This is a genomic window from Saccharibacillus sp. CPCC 101409, from assembly GCF_030518235.1.
GTDB lineage: Bacteria > Bacillota > Bacilli > Paenibacillales > Paenibacillaceae > Saccharibacillus.
In genome coordinates this window covers 305,847-324,850 of record NZ_JAULSA010000002.1, presented here as the reverse complement: position 1 = coordinate 324,850, position 19,004 = coordinate 305,847, and the positions used below count along the sequence as shown (strand labels likewise).

The 19,004-nt window shown below is 58.8% G+C and carries 17 protein-coding genes and 2 tRNA genes; 6 read left to right on the top strand and 13 right to left on the bottom strand.

Annotated elements, in window-relative coordinates:
* Positions 1 to 214: 214 nt before the first annotated feature.
* Both QWJ34_RS05680 and QWJ34_RS05675 read right to left on the bottom strand, forming a co-directional pair.
* Positions 215 to 457 (bottom strand): hypothetical protein, encoded by a 243-nt coding sequence (locus QWJ34_RS05680; protein ID WP_302726099.1) that lies wholly within the window; start codon positions 455 to 457, stop codon positions 215 to 217.
* A gap of 139 nt (positions 458 to 596) precedes the next feature.
* Positions 597 to 2,414 (bottom strand): APC family permease, encoded by a 1,818-nt coding sequence (locus QWJ34_RS05675; protein ID WP_302726098.1) that lies wholly within the window; start codon positions 2,412 to 2,414, stop codon positions 597 to 599.
* Between the two features lie 342 nt (positions 2,415 to 2,756).
* Between QWJ34_RS05675 and QWJ34_RS05670 the strand changes: the two genes are divergently transcribed.
* Both QWJ34_RS05670 and QWJ34_RS05665 read left to right on the top strand, forming a co-directional pair.
* A complete protein-coding gene (locus QWJ34_RS05670) occupies positions 2,757 to 2,939 on the top strand; it encodes a hypothetical protein (protein WP_302726097.1) in 183 nt (60 codons plus the stop codon).
* A gap of 144 nt (positions 2,940 to 3,083) precedes the next feature.
* Entirely contained in the window at positions 3,084 to 3,569 is a 486-nt protein-coding gene (locus QWJ34_RS05665) for a NucA/NucB deoxyribonuclease domain-containing protein (RefSeq protein WP_302726096.1), read from the top strand.
* 257 nt (positions 3,570 to 3,826) lie between these two features.
* Here QWJ34_RS05665 and QWJ34_RS05660 read toward each other — a convergent pair whose 3' ends face one another.
* Positions 3,827 to 3,979, bottom strand: a complete 153-nt coding sequence (locus tag QWJ34_RS05660) for a hypothetical protein (protein ID WP_302726095.1) — start codon at positions 3,977 to 3,979, stop codon at positions 3,827 to 3,829.
* 83 nt (positions 3,980 to 4,062) lie between these two features.
* Between QWJ34_RS05660 and QWJ34_RS05655 the strand changes: the two genes are divergently transcribed.
* Both QWJ34_RS05655 and QWJ34_RS05650 read left to right on the top strand, forming a co-directional pair.
* Positions 4,063 to 4,203, top strand: coding sequence for a hypothetical protein (locus tag QWJ34_RS05655; RefSeq protein ID WP_302726094.1), 141 nt, complete (start codon positions 4,063 to 4,065; stop codon positions 4,201 to 4,203).
* Positions 4,204 to 4,568: 365 nt separating this feature from the next.
* A complete protein-coding gene (locus tag QWJ34_RS05650; RefSeq protein ID WP_302726093.1) occupies positions 4,569 to 5,195 on the top strand; it encodes an FMN-dependent NADH-azoreductase in 627 nt (208 codons plus the stop codon).
* 239 nt (positions 5,196 to 5,434) lie between these two features.
* Here the strand turns inward: QWJ34_RS05650 and QWJ34_RS05645 are convergent, their stop codons facing one another.
* From QWJ34_RS05645 to QWJ34_RS05635, 3 genes are all read right to left on the bottom strand, one after another.
* A complete protein-coding gene (locus QWJ34_RS05645) occupies positions 5,435 to 5,662 on the bottom strand; it encodes a hypothetical protein (protein WP_302726092.1) in 228 nt (75 codons plus the stop codon).
* Between the two features lie 601 nt (positions 5,663 to 6,263).
* Positions 6,264 to 7,412, bottom strand: coding sequence for a DUF2264 domain-containing protein (locus QWJ34_RS05640; RefSeq protein ID WP_302726091.1), 1,149 nt, complete (start codon positions 7,410 to 7,412; stop codon positions 6,264 to 6,266).
* Positions 7,406 to 8,551, bottom strand: coding sequence for a glycoside hydrolase family 88 protein (locus QWJ34_RS05635; protein ID WP_302726090.1), 1,146 nt, complete (start codon positions 8,549 to 8,551; stop codon positions 7,406 to 7,408). The genes QWJ34_RS05640 and QWJ34_RS05635 overlap by 7 nt, the downstream gene beginning before the upstream one ends.
* Before the next feature lie 134 nt (positions 8,552 to 8,685).
* Between QWJ34_RS05635 and QWJ34_RS05630 the strand changes: the two genes are divergently transcribed.
* Together QWJ34_RS05630 and QWJ34_RS05625 are read left to right on the top strand one after the other, a co-directional pair.
* Complete coding sequence (locus tag QWJ34_RS05630) at positions 8,686 to 9,465, top strand: helix-turn-helix domain-containing protein (RefSeq protein WP_302726089.1); 780 nt, start codon at positions 8,686 to 8,688, stop codon at positions 9,463 to 9,465.
* A 90-nt stretch (positions 9,466 to 9,555) separates the two neighbouring features.
* On the top strand, positions 9,556 to 10,731 hold the full coding sequence (locus QWJ34_RS05625) for a serine hydrolase domain-containing protein (protein WP_302726088.1): 1,176 nt from the start codon (positions 9,556 to 9,558) through the stop codon (positions 10,729 to 10,731).
* A 52-nt stretch (positions 10,732 to 10,783) separates the two neighbouring features.
* Here the strand turns inward: QWJ34_RS05625 and QWJ34_RS05620 are convergent.
* From QWJ34_RS05620 to carA, 7 genes are all read right to left on the bottom strand, one after another.
* Positions 10,784 to 10,857, bottom strand: a tRNA-Ile gene (locus QWJ34_RS05620).
* Positions 10,858 to 10,904: 47 nt separating this feature from the next.
* Positions 10,905 to 10,978, bottom strand: a tRNA-Met gene (locus tag QWJ34_RS05615).
* Between the two features lie 50 nt (positions 10,979 to 11,028).
* Positions 11,029 to 12,582, bottom strand: a complete 1,554-nt coding sequence (locus QWJ34_RS05610; protein ID WP_302726087.1) for an ABC transporter substrate-binding protein — start codon at positions 12,580 to 12,582, stop codon at positions 11,029 to 11,031.
* Positions 12,583 to 12,791: 209 nt separating this feature from the next.
* Positions 12,792 to 13,433: an orotate phosphoribosyltransferase gene (pyrE, locus tag QWJ34_RS05605; RefSeq protein WP_302726086.1), complete on the bottom strand. Its 642-nt coding sequence runs from the start codon at positions 13,431 to 13,433 to the stop codon at positions 12,792 to 12,794.
* Positions 13,430 to 14,167 (bottom strand): orotidine-5'-phosphate decarboxylase, encoded by a 738-nt coding sequence (pyrF, locus tag QWJ34_RS05600; protein ID WP_302726085.1) that lies wholly within the window; start codon positions 14,165 to 14,167, stop codon positions 13,430 to 13,432. Before pyrF ends, pyrE begins: the two co-directional genes overlap by 4 nt.
* A gap of 108 nt (positions 14,168 to 14,275) precedes the next feature.
* The gene (gene carB / locus QWJ34_RS05595; RefSeq protein ID WP_302726084.1) at positions 14,276 to 17,500 is read right to left on the bottom strand and encodes a carbamoyl-phosphate synthase large subunit; all 3,225 of its coding nucleotides are present in this window, start codon (positions 17,498 to 17,500) and stop codon (positions 14,276 to 14,278) included.
* A 1-nt stretch (position 17,501) separates the two neighbouring features.
* On the bottom strand, positions 17,502 to 18,632 hold the full coding sequence (gene carA / locus QWJ34_RS05590) for a glutamine-hydrolyzing carbamoyl-phosphate synthase small subunit (protein WP_302726083.1): 1,131 nt from the start codon (positions 18,630 to 18,632) through the stop codon (positions 17,502 to 17,504).
* Positions 18,633 to 19,004 lie beyond the last annotated feature (372 nt).

Sequence of the window (19,004 nt, the reverse complement as noted above, 5' to 3'; positions counted from 1 at the left end):
GTCGATGCCCGAACCGCCGCGAATCTTCAATCCTTTCGCTTCGAGTCGGGCGCGGGGAATCCAGCCTGTTTCTCCCGTGATTACGCATTCGCTTTTATGCAGGACGATCGGTTCGGGATAAGCCTGTACATACGAGTCGCCCGCTTTGCTTCCGCTTTATATAAAAGGCCGCCGAAGGCCGCCCTTGTTGGCGCTGTACGCCGGTCCGCCGATATTATTTCGCCGCGGTCCCGGTCTGCTTCCGCCCGCCCGGCTGCAGCTCGCGCCGCCGGAACGGCGACGGGCGGCAGGCCAGGATGCGATCTTCGCGGAACGTGCGGCGGGCTCCGCTGCTCAGGCAGGTGGAATATACCAGCCCCGACCGCACGAAGTGCACCTCGATCCGCCGCTGCGTCAAATTGCCGCTCTTGTCCATGTACACGATTTCCACGACTTCTCCAATATATTTAGCCGGCATATTGTTTTCCCTCCTATCGGAACGTTTGTTCGCTATGCTTATTATACACGAACATACATTCCCTCATCAAGTCTGCAGGACTTTTATCGGAAAGAAAAATAAAACCGCCCGGACGAAGTCCGAGGCGGCGGTTAAACAGCTATTTATGCAGGTGGAACGGCACCGTTGTCACGATCACGTCTTTGTGATTCAGCAGATACGTCCTCATCATCAGGCTGGTCTGGTTATGCAGCACGGCTTCCCACCAGTGCTTCGTAATAAACTGCGGGATCAGCACCGTGATATTGTCGTGTTCGCCTTTTTTCCATTCGACGGTCTCGATAAATTTGCGCAGCGGGCGCATCACGCTCCGATAGCGCGACTTGAGCACGATCAGGCGGATGCCCGGATCCCATTCGGCCCACTTGTCTTCCATCTTGCGGATCGACTCGTCGTCGAAGCCGATGTATACGGCCACCACGCTGTCGGACAGCGTTTTGGCATAGCTGACCGTGTTGCGTACGACCTGGGTGATGCCGGATACCGGGATAATGACCGTATTGCCTTTGACGCACGGCTTGTCTGTCGCCAGATCGATCCGCAGCTCGTCGGCGGTATTCGCGTAATGCCGGTAAATCTTGGCGAACAGATAGACTACGAACGGCATGAAGATAAAGACGACCCAGACCTGCTGGAACTTGGTGAAAATAAAGATCAGCGTAATCGACAGCGTGGTCAGCATGCCGATCGTATTGACGGCCAGCTTGACGCCCCAGCCTTTCGGCTTATGCTTGATCCAGCGGATCATCATGCCGAGCTGCGACAGGGTGAACGGAATAAATACGCCGACCGCATACAGCGGGATCAGATTCTCCGTGTTGCCTTTGAATACGACGATCAGGATCGCGGACATCACGCTCAGGAAAATAATCCCGTTCGAGAAGCCGAGCCGGTCGCCGCGGACCATGAACATATGCGGCAGGTATTTATCCTTCGCCAGCATAAACGCCAGCAGCGGGAAAGCCGAATACGCGGTATTGGCGGCCAGGAACAGAATCAGCGCGGTCACGCCCTGAATCACGAAATACAGCGCGCCGCGGCCGAACGTCGCTTCGGCGATCTGGGAGATGACCGTCGCTTTCTCGTCGGGACGGATGCCGTACCAGTAAGCGAGCAGCGTGATTCCGGTAAACATCGCCCCGAGGATGATTCCCATCATCATCAGCGTGGATGCGGCGTTCTTCGGCGCCGGATCGCGGAAGTTCGGAATCGCGTTCGAGACGGCTTCGACGCCCGTAAGCGCCGAACAGCCGGAGCTGAACGCCTTGAGCAGCAGGAACAAGCTGACGTTGGACAGCCCGGCTTCCAGCTGCGGCGCCGCGGCCGGAGCGCCGCCGGTCAGGTAGTTGATCGTGCCGACGATAATCAGCACAAAGATGGACACGACGAACGCATAGATCGGGATCGCCAGCACCGAAGCGGATTCCGTCACCCCGCGCAGATTCATCAGAGTCAGGAACACGATCATCGCGAGCGCGATCAGCACGCGGTCGTCGTGCAGCGCCGGAAAAGCCGACGTAATCGCGTCCGTGCCCGCGGAGGAGCTGACGGCGACGGTCAGAATATAATCGACAAGCAGCGAACCGCCGGCGATCAGACTTGAGAATTTGCCCAGATTGTCTTTCGCGACCACATAAGCGCCTCCGCCCGCCGGATAAGCGAAGATGGTCTGCCGGTAGGACACGATCAGGATCGCCAGCAGCGCGAGCACCGCCAGCGCGATCGGAAGCGAGAACCACAGCGCCGCCGCGCCCGCCGCGATCAGCACGACCAGAATTTGTTCCGTGCCGTAAGCGACCGACGAGAGAGCGTCGGAAGAAAGAATGGCGAGCGCTTTGAGTTTGCCCAGTCTTTCGCCTTCGAGTTCGTTCGACTTCATGGGCCGTCCGATCAGTAACCTTTTAATTTTGCCTGCCATGGTGGGTTATCGTCCTTTTTGTTGGTGTCATCTGGAAGTTCGGCAGTGGCCGGCTTGGGTACCGGTTCGCTGTAGAATCTACCGTTTTACTTTAAGGATTTCCCCATTAATTAGCAATCTCAACTTAAAGCTGTTTTCATTCGTTTCCGACGTTTTTTTCACGTTTTCAATATCTTTCATTCGAGTGGCGAAGCGCAGCGCATTCAATCTCGTCCGCACGACGATTCTCGACGTTTGTAAACGCCGTTATGGCGAAATCGTTCAAGATGATTCAACGCGCCGCCGTACGTTTATCGTTTTAAGAGACTTTCAGACCGCCATTTGGAGAAAGGATGAACGAATATGAGCAGAGACCGAGACGCGGATATTCACGACAAGGGCCCGGGGCCCGACGATATTCCGGAATCCGATTCGCGCTACGAAGACACCGATCCGCTGAATTTCGAAAAAGTGACGCAGGATAATTTGACCGGCGACCGGCCCGTCAACGACCCGAATACCGATCCGGACGATTCCGACAGCTGATCGGCAGCGTTCCGCCATAAAGACCGGCCGGCTCGGCCTGTTCGTTTCGGCTCGCGCCGCGGCGAAGGCCGATGCCGGTCTTTTTCGTTTGCTTGTTTTCCGGTATAATGAAACATCCGATTACCGGTAAGGAGGCTTATACGTTTGAGCAAAAAGAAATCGTCCAAAAAGTCCCGCCGAGCCCCGTCCGTGATTACCATCGTGCTCGTCGTGCTGCTCGCCCTCTTCGCTCCCCAGTGGCTCAAAGCACTCGGTCCGCTGCTCGGTCTGGATCTCGACTTCGGCGGTTCGTCCGCGCCGGCCGGCCAGACGGTGCGGATCGAATTCCCCGTCGAACGCTATCCGAAGACCGCCGCCCATATCCGCAAAGCGATCGCCGCGGGCGAATCGGCCGTTTGCACGATCGACCGCGAAGGCGCCGAGAAGAACCGGCAGGCTTCGCTGCGCGGCGTGCCGACCAAGAAAGGTTACGACCGCGACGAATGGCCGATGGCCATGTGCGAAGAAGGCGGCAGCGGCGCGAATATCGCTTACGTCCCGCCCGCCGACAACCGCGGCGCGGGTTCGTGGATCGGCAATCAGCTCGACGACTACGCCGACGGGACGAGGGTGGAATTTATTTTCCGCTGACCGCGCAGCCGCCTTGACGCTTTCCTTTCTTTCCTACCATAATAAATAGGATCGCTTAGGGCGGATTACACGGACGAAAGGAGGCGGCGAAATATGGATCATATCGGCAGGCGCAGACTTGCGCGCAGCGCGCTTCGCGCGGCGCTGATCGGGCTTTGTTTTCTGTTCGCTTTGCTGCCCGACGTCCGCTTCCCGGATTCCTGGACCGGCTTCCAGGGGCCGGAGATCCGCCACGCGACTTATCATCAGCAGCACCATTACGTCCAGAGCAATGCGCACCAGAACCAGCCGCCCACACCGTATGCGGGCGGAGCCGCATTGTTTCTGGCGCTGTCGGCTGCGCTGCGGCCGATCAGGCTGCGCACGCCGCATGCGGATTCGCGCATCCCGATCCTGTGCAAACACCGCATGCTGAGGCCGCTCAAGTTCAGGTGTTCGTTTCTTTCCCTTTTCCGGGCTTATACGCAAATTCGCCCGGAAGGAGGAAATCATCATGGCCCACAAATCCATTTTTCACAAAACCGAAGATCATCACGAACAGGAAGGCCGTATCATGGTCCGCGAACTGCGCACGATCCTGTTCTTCACGCTCGGTTCGATCGCCGTTGTGGTCGGCCTGTCGTTCTTTATGTAATCGGTCGTTCAAACCTTTATTCCAAAGCTCCCGGATTCGGGGGCTTTTTTACGTTCGATAAGTCTCCGCCGGCATAAAAAGAGCCCCAATGCCGGAGGCATCGGGGCTAAGGTCTATGTTACAGAGGGGTTGTACCGTTAATATAAAGGTCCAAGCTTAAACGTACCTGATAGAAACCTGAAATTCCGATTAAAATTTAGCGAGCAGCGAAATCAAGCCGCCGAACGCTTCCCTTCTTACGCATAAATCGACAATTTTGCTTGTCTGCCGACTTTTTTTCAAAAAACGATTGACTTCTTACTTTACTCCGTATACTATAATAAAGAAAGTTAAATACAAAAGATATTGCCAGGAGGAAATCATCCATGTCCCATATTTTGTTCGTTAAAGCCAACAACCGTCCGGCCGAGCAGTCCGCTACGGTTAAATTGTACGAAAGCTTCGTTCAAAGCTACAAAGCCGCTCACCCGGACGATCTCGTTACCGAGCTGAATCTGTTCGAAGCGGATCTTCCTTACTACGACAACGATATGATGACAGGCCTGTTCAAAGCGGGTCAAGGCATCGAAGCGACTGCGGAAGAACAGCGCCTGGCCGGTCTGGCCAACACTTACCTGGACCAATTCCTGGGCGCCGACAAAGTCGTGTTCGCATTCCCGCTGTGGAACTTCACGATTCCGGCCCAACTGCTGACTTACCTGTTCTACCTGAACCAAGCCGGCAAAACGTTCAAATACACGGCTGAAGGTCCTGTAGGCCTAGTCGGCGAGAAAAAGATCGCTCTGCTGCAAGCGCGCGGCGGCGTTTACTCGATCGAGCCGATGAGCGGCATGGAAATGTCCCTCAACTACGTGAAGAACACCCTGGCGTTCTGGGGCGTTCAGAATCCGGAAGTCGTTGTTGTCGAAGGACACAACCAGTTCCCGGACCGCGCCGCTTCGATCATCGAAGAAGGCGTGAAGCAGGCGGCCGAACTGGCTGCGAAATTCTAAGACCGCTTTTCCCCGGTTCTTGCATCGGCCCGCGCCGGCGCAAGAATCCGCCCGAAGGCTCCGCCGACGCGCAGTGTAACGAAGTTAATGCTTCGTGACATTGCGCCGACGCGGGGCTTTTTTGTCGTTCAACCGCCGCTCCGCCCAAAAATAAAAGGCCTCGTCCGTGGACGAGACCCGCGAAGCTCAAACCGGCGCCGCCGGACAGCTTCTCTATTCATAAACGTCTTGCAGCCTTTCTATTCGTGGCCGGGAACTTCGGTGCTGAGAATATCGTCGATCGACAGTTCTTTCAGCTCTCCCCATTTTCCGATCGTCAGTTTGCCGCCTTCGACGTTGAGTTCCGTAATCTGTCCGACGAACAGATCTTCCGAACTGCGCACCCGGATGACGACGAAATAACCGTTGGCAAAAATGCGCTGCAGGTCGCTCTGCATTTTGACAACGTTGCGTTCTTCAATTTCCATATGAGTCTCCTTAATAAGGACCCACAAACGGATAACCCGCTCCTGAAGGAACAGCCCATCAAATTGTACTCCTTTTGCAGTATCCTAACTGTACCACCCCGGAGCTTTAAAAAGCAAATGTTTTTGGGCCGAAAAGCGTTTCAAAACGAAAAAATCGGGTTAATCTTTGGATGTTATGTTAGATTTGCTAACTCGATAACTTTATAACTTTCTAAAACAGGGTCAACCGACAAAAGCGGAATTTATCGACATCACATCTTTCGGCCCGGCTTCCGCGCAGGCGTTGACACGGCTTCAAACCATCCGCCGAGGAGGAATCCCGATGAGCAGAAGCGAACGGCGCAGACGCCGGCAAAACGGAGAAAAGGTCGGTTTTTTCGATATCCTGGAACTGCTTGATCTCCTGTACCAGATTTTCATTTTCTTACCGAGAACGATTTTTTTGGTTTTCCGCTTTATTTTTCGCTTGTTCGATTAGGGCGTGTCTTCAAAGGTACTGCATCCATCGTCAAAACCCGCTTCCCCCGGAGGAGAGCAGGTTTTTTGGCGTTCCTATTTGAGTCGTTGAAGCGGCGGTCCGTATTCGCGCCGCGTCCGGCGGCTACAGCGCATAGTCCCCGTCCATCCGTTCGCCGCCCGCAATCTTGACCGAAGTCCACGCGGCGGGCGGGCCCGCCCAGAAAGGCTCGGAAGGCGCCAGGCCCAAAGGCAGGAACACGGTCGAGCACAGATACAGGCTGCCGATGCTGATATACCCTTCCGCCAGCTCCGGCTGATAGCCGTACAATCCGGGTCTCAGCCAGCCCTGCTCGTCCAGCGTGCCCGGAGCTTCCATCGTGCGCCGGATCACGGCCGTCAGCGCGCAGCGCGCCTGGGCGGGCTCGATTTTCTTTTCCAGGAAATGCTGCAAGCACGCCTGCGCCAGATGCTGGAACGCGCCGAAACGGTACACGATCGAACGACCGATCGCCGGATACGTCCCGTCGGGCGCGATCATATGCTCCAGCACCGAAGCGTAGCGGGCCGCTCTCGCCAGGATAAGCGGCTTCATTTCTTCGTACGCCGGCGAATCGTGCTCGAACAATGTAATCAGGTCGACCAGCATGGGCTGGATCACGAAGCTGTTATAGTAGTCCCAGTGAAAGTCTTTGCCGTCGCCGTACATCCCGTCGCCTTTGTACCATTCCATATGAAAATGCAGCGCGCAGTCGATCCGCATCCGGTCGTAGTCGTCTTCGCCCAGCACGCACAGCGCCGCTTCGACCATCGCGCTGAACAGCAGCCAGTTGGTTTTGGGCGGAACGGTCCGGCGCGTTTTGCGCAGTTCCGCGATCAGGCGCGCTTTGACCTCTCCGCTCAGCCTCCCCGCCAGCGAGACGGGCGCCCGGACCAGCGCGTGCGCCAGAAAAGCGGCATCCACCAGCGGCTGTCCCTGATCGGAAAAGTTCATATAATCCGGCGAATCCGGATCGGTCGCGGCGTCGATGCCGTCGAGCACCAGCAGGGCGCAGCGTGCGCGCCGCTCTTCTTCTTCGCCTTCCAATCCTTGCAGCTCCAGCCACGGCGCCATGCCGCAGACCAGACGTCCGAACGCTTCCAGGCAGGCGTAGGGCGCGCGGTCGGGATGAAAGTCCAGCGGTAGCGTTTGCTTCAGTTTGCGTTTGGCCAGGGCTTCCAATACCGGCTGTCCGATCCCGAGCATGACCTCCAGCCAGCAGCGGCGCTGTTCTTCCCCGCTGCCGCTCACCATAAATGCGCCCCCTGCTCCCGCAGCCGCAGCACCGCTTCGATAAAGAAGTAATCGCCGTAAATAATCGGGACTTCGCGCTCGCCGCCGTGATACGCCACCGTTCCGCCTCCGATGATGCCGTCTTTTTCCGGATTCCAGTCGGCGAATTTATGCTCCAGCGCTTTGAGCATCCGCAGCGCCGCGTCGATATACATCCGCCGTTCATGCTCCGGCACGGCTTCCGCGATCTCCAGCAGTCCGCAGGCCGCGCACGTTCCGGCGGTCGAGTCGTACACGAGAGGCTCCGCCGGCGAGCGGAAATCGACCAGCGGCAGATCGTCCGTAGAAGCGACATTGGCGATAAAGTAATGCGCAGTGCGCTTGGCGGCGTCCAGATATTCCTTTTTCCCCGTATGCCTGTGACTTAACGCCATGCCGTACAGCGCCCAGGCCTGCCCCCGGCTCCAGGACGAACCGCTTTCGAAGCCCTGTCCGCCCGGATTGTCCAGCACCTCGCCGCTGTCCGGATCGAGGATCATAATATGATTGGCCGAACCATCGGGACGCAGCGTCGTACGCAGCACGGTATCCGCATGGTTGACCGCAATCTGGCGGAACCGCGGATCTCCCGTTTCTTCGCTCGCCCACAGCAGCAGAGGCGTGTTCATCAGACAGTCGATAATCATCCAGCCCGCCCGGTTGACTCCGCCTTCGTCGTTCCACGCGCGGATAAACTTCCCTGCCGGATTGTAGCGGCCCGCAAGGATCGTCGCCGCGTGCAGCCCCCGCGTCCTCGACTGCGCGCTGCCGGTAAGCCGGTAATTGGCGACCGCGGTGTGCAGCCACATAAAGCCCACGTCGTGATGCAGATGCTCGAAGCCGTGCAGCGCGGTATCCAGACGCTGTTCCACCCGCTCAGCCGCGGCCCGGTAAGCTTCGTCGTCTGTCGCATGGTACATCTGCCAGAGCATCCCGCCCCAGAACCCGTTGGTCCACCAGTAAATATCGTTTTCGCCTAGATCTTTATATTGTCCGTTTACGGGAATATAAGGGATGCCGCTTCCGATGCGCTCGCACTCCGCCGACATTTTCGTTTGCAGCCGCTCCCACACCCCGTCCAGCCACGCTCCGTTTTCTTCATTCCATACATACTTCGTCATTGCGCTTTCCTCCCTTTCGCCGTTAAGTTCTCGCGCTGCGCGCTTCCCTTTTACTATAAAGCCTTGCCGGAGCGCAAAGCGATAATCTATAATGGGCAAAAACTGACTTATCGTGCGATCGGGAGGAACAGCGCATGTTGAAAATGATTAAGTGCGGCTTCAATACCGTACATCCGGAAGGGATTCGCATCGACCGTCCGGCGGGATCGGGATGCTATGTTTTCGTCTTATTCAAAAGCCGCACCCACGTCGATTTGCAGCAAACAAGTTTCACCGTGCAGCCGGATACCTGGATCGTGTTCCGGCCGGATACGCCTTACCGCTACCGCAACGCGGACCGCGGCTTTATCAACGACTGGCTGCATTTCGCCGGACCGGAAGCTCCCGATCTGCTGCGCGAATTGAGCCTTCCGCTCGACGAACCCGTTCCCGCGCTGCACCCGGCGACCGTATCCAGGCTGATGATGGAACTCCAGCGCAGCATGTGGCTCGGCGGCCCGCTGCAGGAGCGCATCGTCGATTCCGACTTGACGGGCTTTCTGATGAAACTCGGCAATCTGCGCCGTCTGGGCCCCCGTGCAGAGAGCGCGGCCCGCTACTACCATCAGCTGACGGAGATCCGCAGCCTGCTCTACAGCAATCCGCAGAACCGGTATACGGTAAGCGAGCTGGCGGAGCGGGTCAACTTGAGCCGGTCTTATTTTCAGCATCTGTATAAAGAACTGTTCGGGCTGCCCGTCTCGCTCGATATGATCCACAGCCGCCTCGATTTCGCCAAGTATTTGCTGGAGAACGGTTCGCCGTCGATCGGCGGCGTGGCCGCCCTGTGCGGCTACGAGAACGAAACGCATTTTATGCGGCAGTTCAAAAAGTTCACCGGGAAAACGCCGAGCCGATACAAAGCGGAATTGTAACTCTATACAACCGGCGCAAAAGCGCTTACTATGTGGAATGGAGCGGGGCGAGCCCTGCCGAGTTTTATACGAGAAGGAGACGTTATGATTATGCTTGAACCCTCTACGATAGACCGTTTGAAACAAACGCTGGAAACCGGTATCGCGCGCGGCGAAATCGCCGGCGCCAACCTGATGGTGATCCAGAGCGGCCGCGAAACGTTTTATCACGAAGACGGACTGGCCGATATCGAGAATCAGCGCAGCATCGCCAGAGACTCCATCTTCCGCCTGTATTCGATGACCAAGCCGATGACCGCCGCGGCCGTCATGATCCTGCTGGAGCGCGGCGAGATCGATCTGTTCGATCCGGTCAGCCGTTATCTCCCGGGCTTCCGGGGACAGCAGGTCGAACAAGGCGGCAAACTGACGCAGCCCGGCCGCGAAGTGACCATCCACGATCTGCTGAATATGACTTCCGGACTGGTGTACGGCGGAGACGATCTGGCGGGGCGGCATACCGAGGCGCTGCTGCGCGATCTGGACAGCCGCCTGCACGGCGATAACCCGGTAAGCACCCTGGAGTTCGCCAACCGGCTGGGCGAAGGCCCGCTGTCGTTCGAACCGGGTTCGAGCTGGCAGTACGGAACGTCGGCGGACGTGCTGGGCGCGATCGTGGAAACGGCCGGCGGATTGCGTTTCGGTGAATTTTTGCAGCAGGAAATCTTCGGCCCGCTGGATATGCGCGACACCGGATTCTGGCTGCCCGAAGACAAACGCGGCCGTCTGGCGAAAACGTATCAAAACGACGGCGAAAGCGGCCTGTCGCTGTACGCCGGCGATCATCTCGGGATTGTGCATCAACTGGACCGACAGCCGGCGTTCGAGTCGGGCGGAGCCGGCCTGGCTTCGACGATCGACGACGCGGCCAAATTCACGACCATGCTGATGAACGGCGGCGAGCTGAACGGAACGAAGGTGTTGAACCCGCGAACCGTGCAGTATTTGACTTCGGCTACGCTGACCGCCCGCCAGCAGCAAAATTTCGACGGCTGGCACTCCCTGGCCGGCCACAGCTACGGCAACCAGATGCGCATCATGACCGATCCCGGCCAAGCCGGCCTGATCGGCAGCGCCGGCGAATACGGCTGGGACGGCTGGCTGGGCGCCTACTTCGTCAACAGTCCGCAGGACAAGCTGACGTTCCTGTTCATGGTGCAAAAGCGCGACGCCGGCACGCTGCCGATTACGCGGAAGCTGCGGAATATCGTGTTTGGGGCGCTGTAGATAAAAACAACAAAAAACCCCTGCTCCTTTCGGAGCAGGGGTTTCGCCGCTATGGACCCTACAGGACTCGAACCTGTGACCAACCGGTTATGAGCCGGTAGCTCTAACCAACTGAGCTAAGGGTCCTGGTTCCGGAGGCAGCCCGGAGGGGCCGTGCCGGTACAGCACATCAATTGCGGGGGCAGGATTTGAACCTGCGACCTTCGGGTTATGAGCCCGACGAGCTACCGAGCTGCTCCACCCCGCGATATCTTCGAACAGCGACATGATCTAGTATAAAATTATTCGAAGAGAGAGTCAAGATGTTTTTACCGCTTCCGATAAGCTCCAGGCAACCTCGGGCTTTCGCGCCGGGTGCGCCATCGTCAGCGTGCCGTCTTCCGTAAACGGTCCGTACAGCCATTTGCGGCCGTCGTTTTCCCATTGTTCCAGCGCCCGGTCGACCGGAAGCTGCTCTTGCAGCACCCGGATAAACAGCTTTTTGCCGGTATCGCCGATCTGCCAGAGCTGCGGATTGTTCTGGACCTCCTCGTCTTCGCGTTCCGCGATCGGCTCGGCCGGCCGCAGCTCGGTAAACGCCTCGCTCCGGTACCCGTTTTCTTTGGCTTCTTCCGCAATCACGCTCAGACGCGACGGCATCCGGTACGGGTCCTGAAGGCGCATCTCCTGCATCGGTTCGCCCGTTACGAAACGGATAAAGTCCCAGGCCGCTTCCTGCTTCGCGCTCTGCGAGCTGATCGAGAACGTATCGCCCAGCTTGACGCCGGACCCTATGCCTTCGAATCCCGGATGCACCGGCAGCCTCACCGTTTTCCATTCGAAAGGGCGGAAGTCCGGAATCCATTTGGCGTTGGCCGCTGCCGTATTGAGTTCCGCCGCGTAACCGCTGTCCGCGATCGTCATCGCCGTTTGACCGCCCAGAAACAGATCGCCGCCGAACGGGTCGTACTTCTCCGGCGATTCGGCCGGCCGCTTGTCCAGCGGAATCGCACCCTGGCGCGTCATATCCGCAAGCGAGGTCCATACCGATTGCCACTGCGGCGTATTTACGGTCATATCCCGCTTTTCCAGGTCAAAGGTGGTCAAGCCGAGCGGCTCGGTATAAGGGCGAATCGCCCACAGCGGATCTTCGGCCAGCGTCTGGGTAAACGACAGTCCGTACATATGCCCGCCGCCCGGTTTCTCTCCGCTCGCCGCCCGCGCCAGCGCAAACGCCTGCTCCCAGGTCATTCCGTCCTCCGGCGGCTTCACGTCGTTTTGTTCAAACCAGTCGGCGTTATAGTACAAAGCGGTGGAAGCGAACTCCGGCGTCAGCGCCTGCAGCTCCCCGTTCCCCAGCTTTTTGAGTCCGTCGATCACGCCGGGCGCAAAGTCGCTTTCCGACTCGCCCGTCCGCTGCATAAAAGGCGCAAGCGGCGTCGTCCAGCCATTATCCGCCGCGGCCCGCAGCGTTTCGGCGTCCAGGATAAACAGATCCGCTCCGCCCTGCTCCGCCAGCTTTTGCAGCTCTTTCAGCGGATCTTCCACTTTGTAATCTTCCGAGTCGGGATCGATATACCGGTAGCGCGACGTATCGACGGCCGGAACGATCTCGATCTTGACGCCCGGGTGGGTGTATTCGTAGACGGCGGTGTACGTTTCGCGGTAGTAGCGGTCTCCCCGCTCCCCGCTCAGTATCCCGATGCGCAGCGTCGCCCGGTGTCCCGTTTCTTTGCCGCCGCTGTCGTTTTCGCCTTTTGCGGAAGCTTCGGGCATCGTCTGCCGGTCTGCGGAAAAACAGCCCGACAGCAGAATCAGCGCAGCCAACACGAATACCGCATGCGCCGCCCTCGGACCTTTTCCCCTGTTCATGCCGGTTGCCCCTCTCGTTGTCTGGCCTGTTTGTACCAAAGCTTATCGTATTACGCCGGACGCGTCCAGCGCCAAACGCCGCAAAGCGCCGGACAAGATGAAAAATAAGTGACAAAAAGGACCGGACCTCCCGAAGGAGGACCGGTCTTGTGTCACGGCCGCGGATCGGCGATCGGTTCGATTTGTGCGGTGCGATGCGCGATAAAAACTCAGCGTCCGAACGCCGACGGATCTTCGCGCCAGGACTTCAGCAGCTCGATCTGGCTTTCTTGGATCGTGCCCAGTTCCAGCGCCGTCTGCATCAGGGCCGTGTAATTGGAGAGCGTGGCCAGCGGCACGCCTTCTTCGGCAAACGCCGACTCCGCGCGGTCCAGCTGATAGCTGAAGATCGCCAGCACGGCCAGCGGCTGCGCTCCGGCTTCGCGCACGGCCAGCGCCGCTTTGAGCGAGCTTCCGCCGGTAGAGATCAGGTCTTCGATCACGACGACTTTCTGCCCTGCCTTGATCGATCCTTCGATCTGGTTCTGCTTGCCATGTCCTTTGGCTTTGTCGCGGATATACGCCATCGGCAGATTCAGCTTCTGCGCTACCCAGGCCGCGTGCGGAATACCCGCCGTCGCCGTTCCGGCAATCACTTCCGCGTCCGGATACCGCTCGCGGATCAACTGCGCGAAGCTTTCCGCGATGCGCTCGCGCACTTCCGGATAAGCCATCGTCAGCCGGTTATCGCAGTAGATCGGCGATTTGATGCCCGAAGTCCAGGTAAAAGGCTCTTCCGGACGCAGCGCCACCGCGCCGATCTTCAGCAGATCCGCCGCAATCTTGTTTTCCGTCGTCGTTTGGATACTCATCCCATCATCTCCTCTATAATTCGAATCGCCGCTTCTTTCGGGTCGGACGCCGCCGTAATCGGCCGGCCGACCACGATGTAGTCGCTGCCTCCGCTTATCGCTTCGCCCGGCGTCCGGGTGCGCGACTGGTCGTCCGCCGCGCTGCCGGCCGGCCGGATGCCCGGCGTTACCGTGCGAAAATCCTTTCCGCACGCGTCTTTGATACCCGCCGCTTCGAGCGGGCTCGCCACCACGCCGTCCAGCCCCGCGCCGGCGGCCAGTTTCGCATAGCGAACCACCGCGTCCTCGACGCTGCCGGGAATGCCGATCTCGCCGTTCATGGTCGCGGCGTCGGTGCTCGTCAGCTGCGTCACCGCGATGACCAGCGGCCGGCTTAATGAAGCGTCATTCGCCAGCGCTTCCTCCACGCCCTGCACGGCGGCCTGCATCATAGCGGAGCCGCCCGCCGCATGCACGTTGAACATATCGACGCCGAGCTTCGCGATGCTGCTTGCGCCGCCTTTGACCGTGTTCGGGATATCGTGCATTTTCAGGTCGAGAAAAACCGAGTAGCCCAGCGATTTCAGTTCGCGCACGAACTGCGGTCCCGCCTGGTAGAACAGCTGCATGCCCACTTTCATATAACAGGGAATGCCTTCGAGTTTGCCGATCAATCGACGCGCCGCCTGTTCGTCCGGATAATCGAGCGCGACCATCAGACGCTGCGCCATCCGCGAAGTCTGTGCGTGGATCATAACTAAACGACCTCCGTGTTCCGTATTCTGTGCGTTCCGCGCATACGAGAGGCGCCCGCAGGATCTGCGCGGCGCCTTGTTCGTTTTTTTCTATACTTATCCGATCGTTTAAACGTTCAGCACGCTCGCCGGCATGGCGCGGGAAGTGAAGCTGACCGTTTCCAGCATATCGAGCAGCGCCGCGACCGTATCGAGCGAGGTCATGCAGACCACGCCGTTCTCGACCGCTTCGCGGCGGATGCGGAAGCCGTCGCGGGCCGGCGTTTTGCCTTTGGTCAGAGTGCTGAAAACGAAGTTCGCTTCGCCGCTGCGGATCTTGTCCAGAATATTCGGCTCGCCTTCGCTCAGCTTGTTGACTCTCGTTACCGGAATGCCGGCGTCTTCGAGCGCTTTGGCCGTGCCGCCGGTCGCCATCAGCGAGTAGCCCAGCGTGTAGAAGCCCTGCATCAGCTCGACCGCTTCGGCTTTGTCTTTGTCGGCTACGGTCACGATGATCGAGCCGGTGGCCGGGATCTTCATGCCCGCGCCGACCAGACCTTTGTACAGCGCTTTGGCATAATGCTTGTCGCGCCCCATGACTTCGCCCGTCGATTTCATTTCCGGACCGAGCGTCGGCTCGACGCGGCGCAGCTTGGCGAACGAGAACACCGGAACTTTGACCGACACCTGTTTGCTTTCCGGCCACAGTCCTTCTTTATAATTCAGGTCCGCCAGTTTGACGCCGAGGATCGCCTGAGTCGCCAGATTCGCCATCGGGATATCCGTCACTTTGCTCAGGAAAGGCACCGTGCGCGACGAGCGCGGATTGACTTCGATCACGTACACTTCGTCTTTGAAGATGACGAACTGGATATTGACCAGCCCGACCGTGTTCAGTTCTTTCGCGATGCGAATCGTGATATCCACGACTTTTTCCTGAAGCTCTTTGGACAGGTTCTGCGGCGGGTAGACCGCGATCGAGTCGCCGGAGTGCACGCCCGCTCTTTCGATATGCTCCATGATGCCCGGCACCAGCACCGTCTCGCCGTCGCAGATCGCGTCGACTTCGACTTCTTTGCCCAGCATGTAGCGGTCGATCAGCACCGGGTGGTCCGGATTGATGTCCACCGCTTCCTGCATATAACGCAGCAGCTCTTCGTCGGAGTAGACGATCTCCATCGCGCGGCCGCCCAGTACGTAAGACGGGCGCACCAGCACCGGGTAGCCGAGGCCTTCCGCCGTTTCGACCGCCTGGTCGACCGATGTGACCGTTTTGCCTTTGGGCTGGGCGATATTCAGGCGCGACAGCATCGCTTCGAACCGCTTGCGGTCTTCCGCTTCGTCGATGCTGTCGAGCGATGTGCCCAGGATATTGACGCCCGCGTCCTGCAGCGGCTTCGCCAGATTGATCGCCGTTTGTCCGCCGAACTGGACGATAACGCCGATCGGCTGCTCCTGCTCGATCACGTTCATCACGTCTTCGAAGAACAGCGGCTCGAAGTACAGGCGGTCCGACGTGTTGAAGTCCGTCGATACGGTCTCCGGGTTGTTGTTGATAATGACCGCTTCGTACCCGGCTTTGCGGATCGCCCATACGGCGTGCACGGTCGAGTAGTCGAACTCGATGCCCTGGCCGATTCGGATCGGACCGGAGCCGAGCACAATGATCTTCTGCTTGTCGGTCTGCGCCACTTCGTTCTCCTGCTCGTAGGTCGAGTAGTAGTACGGCGTTTCCGATTCGAATTCGGCCGCGCAGGTATCGACCATTTTGTACACCGGCACCAGGCCGATTTCTTTGCGATAAGCGCGGACGTCGGCTTCCTTCGTCAACCGGCCTCCGTTTCGGCCCGGAGCGCGCAGCTCGGCGATCGCCCGGTCGGTGAAGCCCATGCGCTTCGCTTCGGTGAGCAGATCGTCGTCCAGTTCTTCCGTTTCGGCCAGGACGCCTTCGAATACGACGATACGCTCGATCTTGTCGAGGAACCACCAGTCGATCTTGGTCAGGTCCTGGATGGTTTCCAGCGTGTATCCGCGGCGGAACGCTTCGGCGACCAGGAACATTCTTTCATCGTCCGGTTTGGCCAGGCGGCTGTCCAGCTCTTCCTGCGGCAGCTCGTTTGCGCCTTTGAGCAGCAGGCGGTGCGTGCCGATCTCCAGCGAGCGGACCGCTTTGTGGATCGACTCTTCGAAAGTTCGCCCGATCGCCATCACTTCGCCGGTCGCTTTCATCTGCGTGCCGAGCTTGCGGTTGGCGGCCGTAAACTTGTCGAACGGCCAGCGCGGAATCTTCGAAACGATATAGTCCAGCGTCGGCTCGAAGCAGGCGTAGGTTTGTCCCGTTACCGGATTGACGATCTCGTCGAGCGTATAGCCCAGCGCGATCTTGGCCGCCATCTTGGCGATCGGGTAGCCGGTCGCTTTGGAAGCCAGCGCCGAGGAGCGGCTGACGCGCGGGTTCACTTCGATGACGTAGTATTGGAAGCTGTGCGGGTCGAGCGCGAACTGCACGTTGCAGCCGCCTTCGATATTCAGCGCGCGGATGATCTTCAGCGACGCCGAACGCAGCATTTGATATTCGCGGTCGGACAGCGTCTGGCTCGGCGCGACGACGATGCTGTCGCCGGTATGTACGCCGACCGGATCGAAGTTCTCCATGTTGCAGACCACGATACAGTTGTCGTTCGCGTCGCGCATGACTTCGTATTCGACTTCCTTCATGCCGGCGATGCTGCGTTCGACCAGACACTGGCCGATCGGGCTGTAGCGCAGGCCGGACGCGACGATCTCGCGCAGTTCTTCTTCGCTTGCGCAGATGCCGCCGCCCGTTCCGCCGAGCGTGTACGCCGGGCGCACGATAATCGGATAGCCGATCTCCCCGGCAAAATCGAGCGCTTCTTCAAGCGTGGTGACGATTACGCTGTCCGGTACCGGCTGCTCCAGCTCGCGCATCAGCTCGCGGAACAAATCGCGGTCTTCGGCTTTCTCGATCGAATGCAGCTGGGTGCCGAGCAGCTTGACGTTCTCGCTCTCCAACACGCCCGCTCTCGCCAGCTCGACCGCCATGTTGAGGCCGGTCTGGCCGCCCAGCGTCGGCAGCAGGCCGTCCGGGCGTTCGTGGCGAATGATCTGGGTTACAAAATCGAGCGTGATCGGCTCGATATAGACTTTATCCGCCATATTGGTATCGGTCATGATCGTCGCCGGGTTGCTGTTGATCAGCACGACTTCGACGCCTTCTTCTTTCAGTGCCTGGCACGCCTGGGTTCCGGCGTAGTCGAACTCGGCGGCCTGGCCGATGACGATCGGACCGGAGCCGATCACCAGGATTTTTTTGAGTTTGTCGTTTTTCGGCATATTAGCGTGCTCCTCTCATGGCGGCCATCATCGCCGCTTGGCGCGGCTGCTTCGGACTGCTCTTTTTATATTCGCGGATCATCTCGATAAAGCGGTCGAACAGGTAGCTGTTGTCGAACGGCCCCGGCGCGGCTTCCGGATGGTACTGGACGGAGAAAGCCGGGAATTTGGTGTGGCGCAGCCCTTCGATCGTTTTGTCGTTGTTGTTGATATGCGTAATTTCAAACTCGGTAGAAGCCAGCGATTCTTCTTTGACCGTATAGCCGTGGTTCTGCGAAGTGATGTAGCAGCGGCCGGTTTCCAGCTCTTTGACCGGGTGGTTGCCGCCGCGGTGACCGAACTTCAGTTTCTCCGTATCCGCGCCGCCGGCCAGCGCCAGCAGCTGATGCCCGAGGCAGATGCCGAAGATCGGGTATTCGCCGAGCAGCTGCTTGATCGTTTCGACCGCCTGCGGCACGTCTTTCGGGTCCCCGGGGCCGTTGGACAGCTGGATGCCGTCGGGATTGAGCCGCCGGATCTGCTCGGCCGTCGTATCCTGCGGTACGACCACGATATCGCAGCCGCGCGCGCTCAGTTCGCGTACGATGCCGCTTTTGGCGCCGTAGTCGATCAGCACGATGCGTTCGCCTTTGCCCGGGCTGTTGTAGACGTGCTGCGTCGAGGTGCGCTTCACCTGGTCGTTGATCGCCGAAGTTCCGCTCAGCATTTCCCGCAGTTCTTCGACCGGCTTGTCGCCCGCGGTCAGGATGCCGCGCATGGTGCCGTGGTTGCGCAGGATTCTCGTCAGCATGCGGGTATCGATATCGCTGATGCCGACGATGCCGTGCTCTTTAAGCAGCTCGTCGAGCGTGTACTCGGCGCGCCAGTTGCTCGGCACCGGCTCGTAGCGCCGGACGACGAAGCCGTTCACGAACGGGCGAACCGATTCGAAGTCGTCGCGGGTGATGCCGTAGTTGCCGATCAGCGGGTACGTCATGGTCACGATCTGGCCGCAGTAGGACGGGTCGGACAGCACCTCCTGGTAGCCTGTGATTCCGGTGTTAAAAACGACCTCGCCGGTGGTGTCGCCTTGAGCGCCGAACGAGCGGCCGGTGAACAGGGTGCCGTCTTCGAGCAGAAGTTTTGCCTGCATGGTTGAAAATCCTCCTCTTTCGGGTGTGGTGGGAGACGCTGCGGGTTGAAGGGAGCCTTCGATCGCTTGTTGAAATCCGTTTTTCTTGGATTGGACTAAGACATGAGTAGTGGTAGAAAAATCGGATTTCAAAGGCGAACGCTTCGCTTCTACGGCTTCCCTTCAACCCTCCGCTCCGTCTGGCGTATTTGGAGTTACGGGTTGGAAGGCCATTGAAGCCCTGCCGGGCTTCTCGGCCGTTCGGGTTCTTACAGTACGGACGTATTTTTTTAAGGTAAGGCTTATTTTTATTCAGTTACGGTTGAATGGGACACTGCCCGATGGCTGGCATTCGTCTGGATGTGTCGGGCAGGCTGTCGGTGTATCTATGAT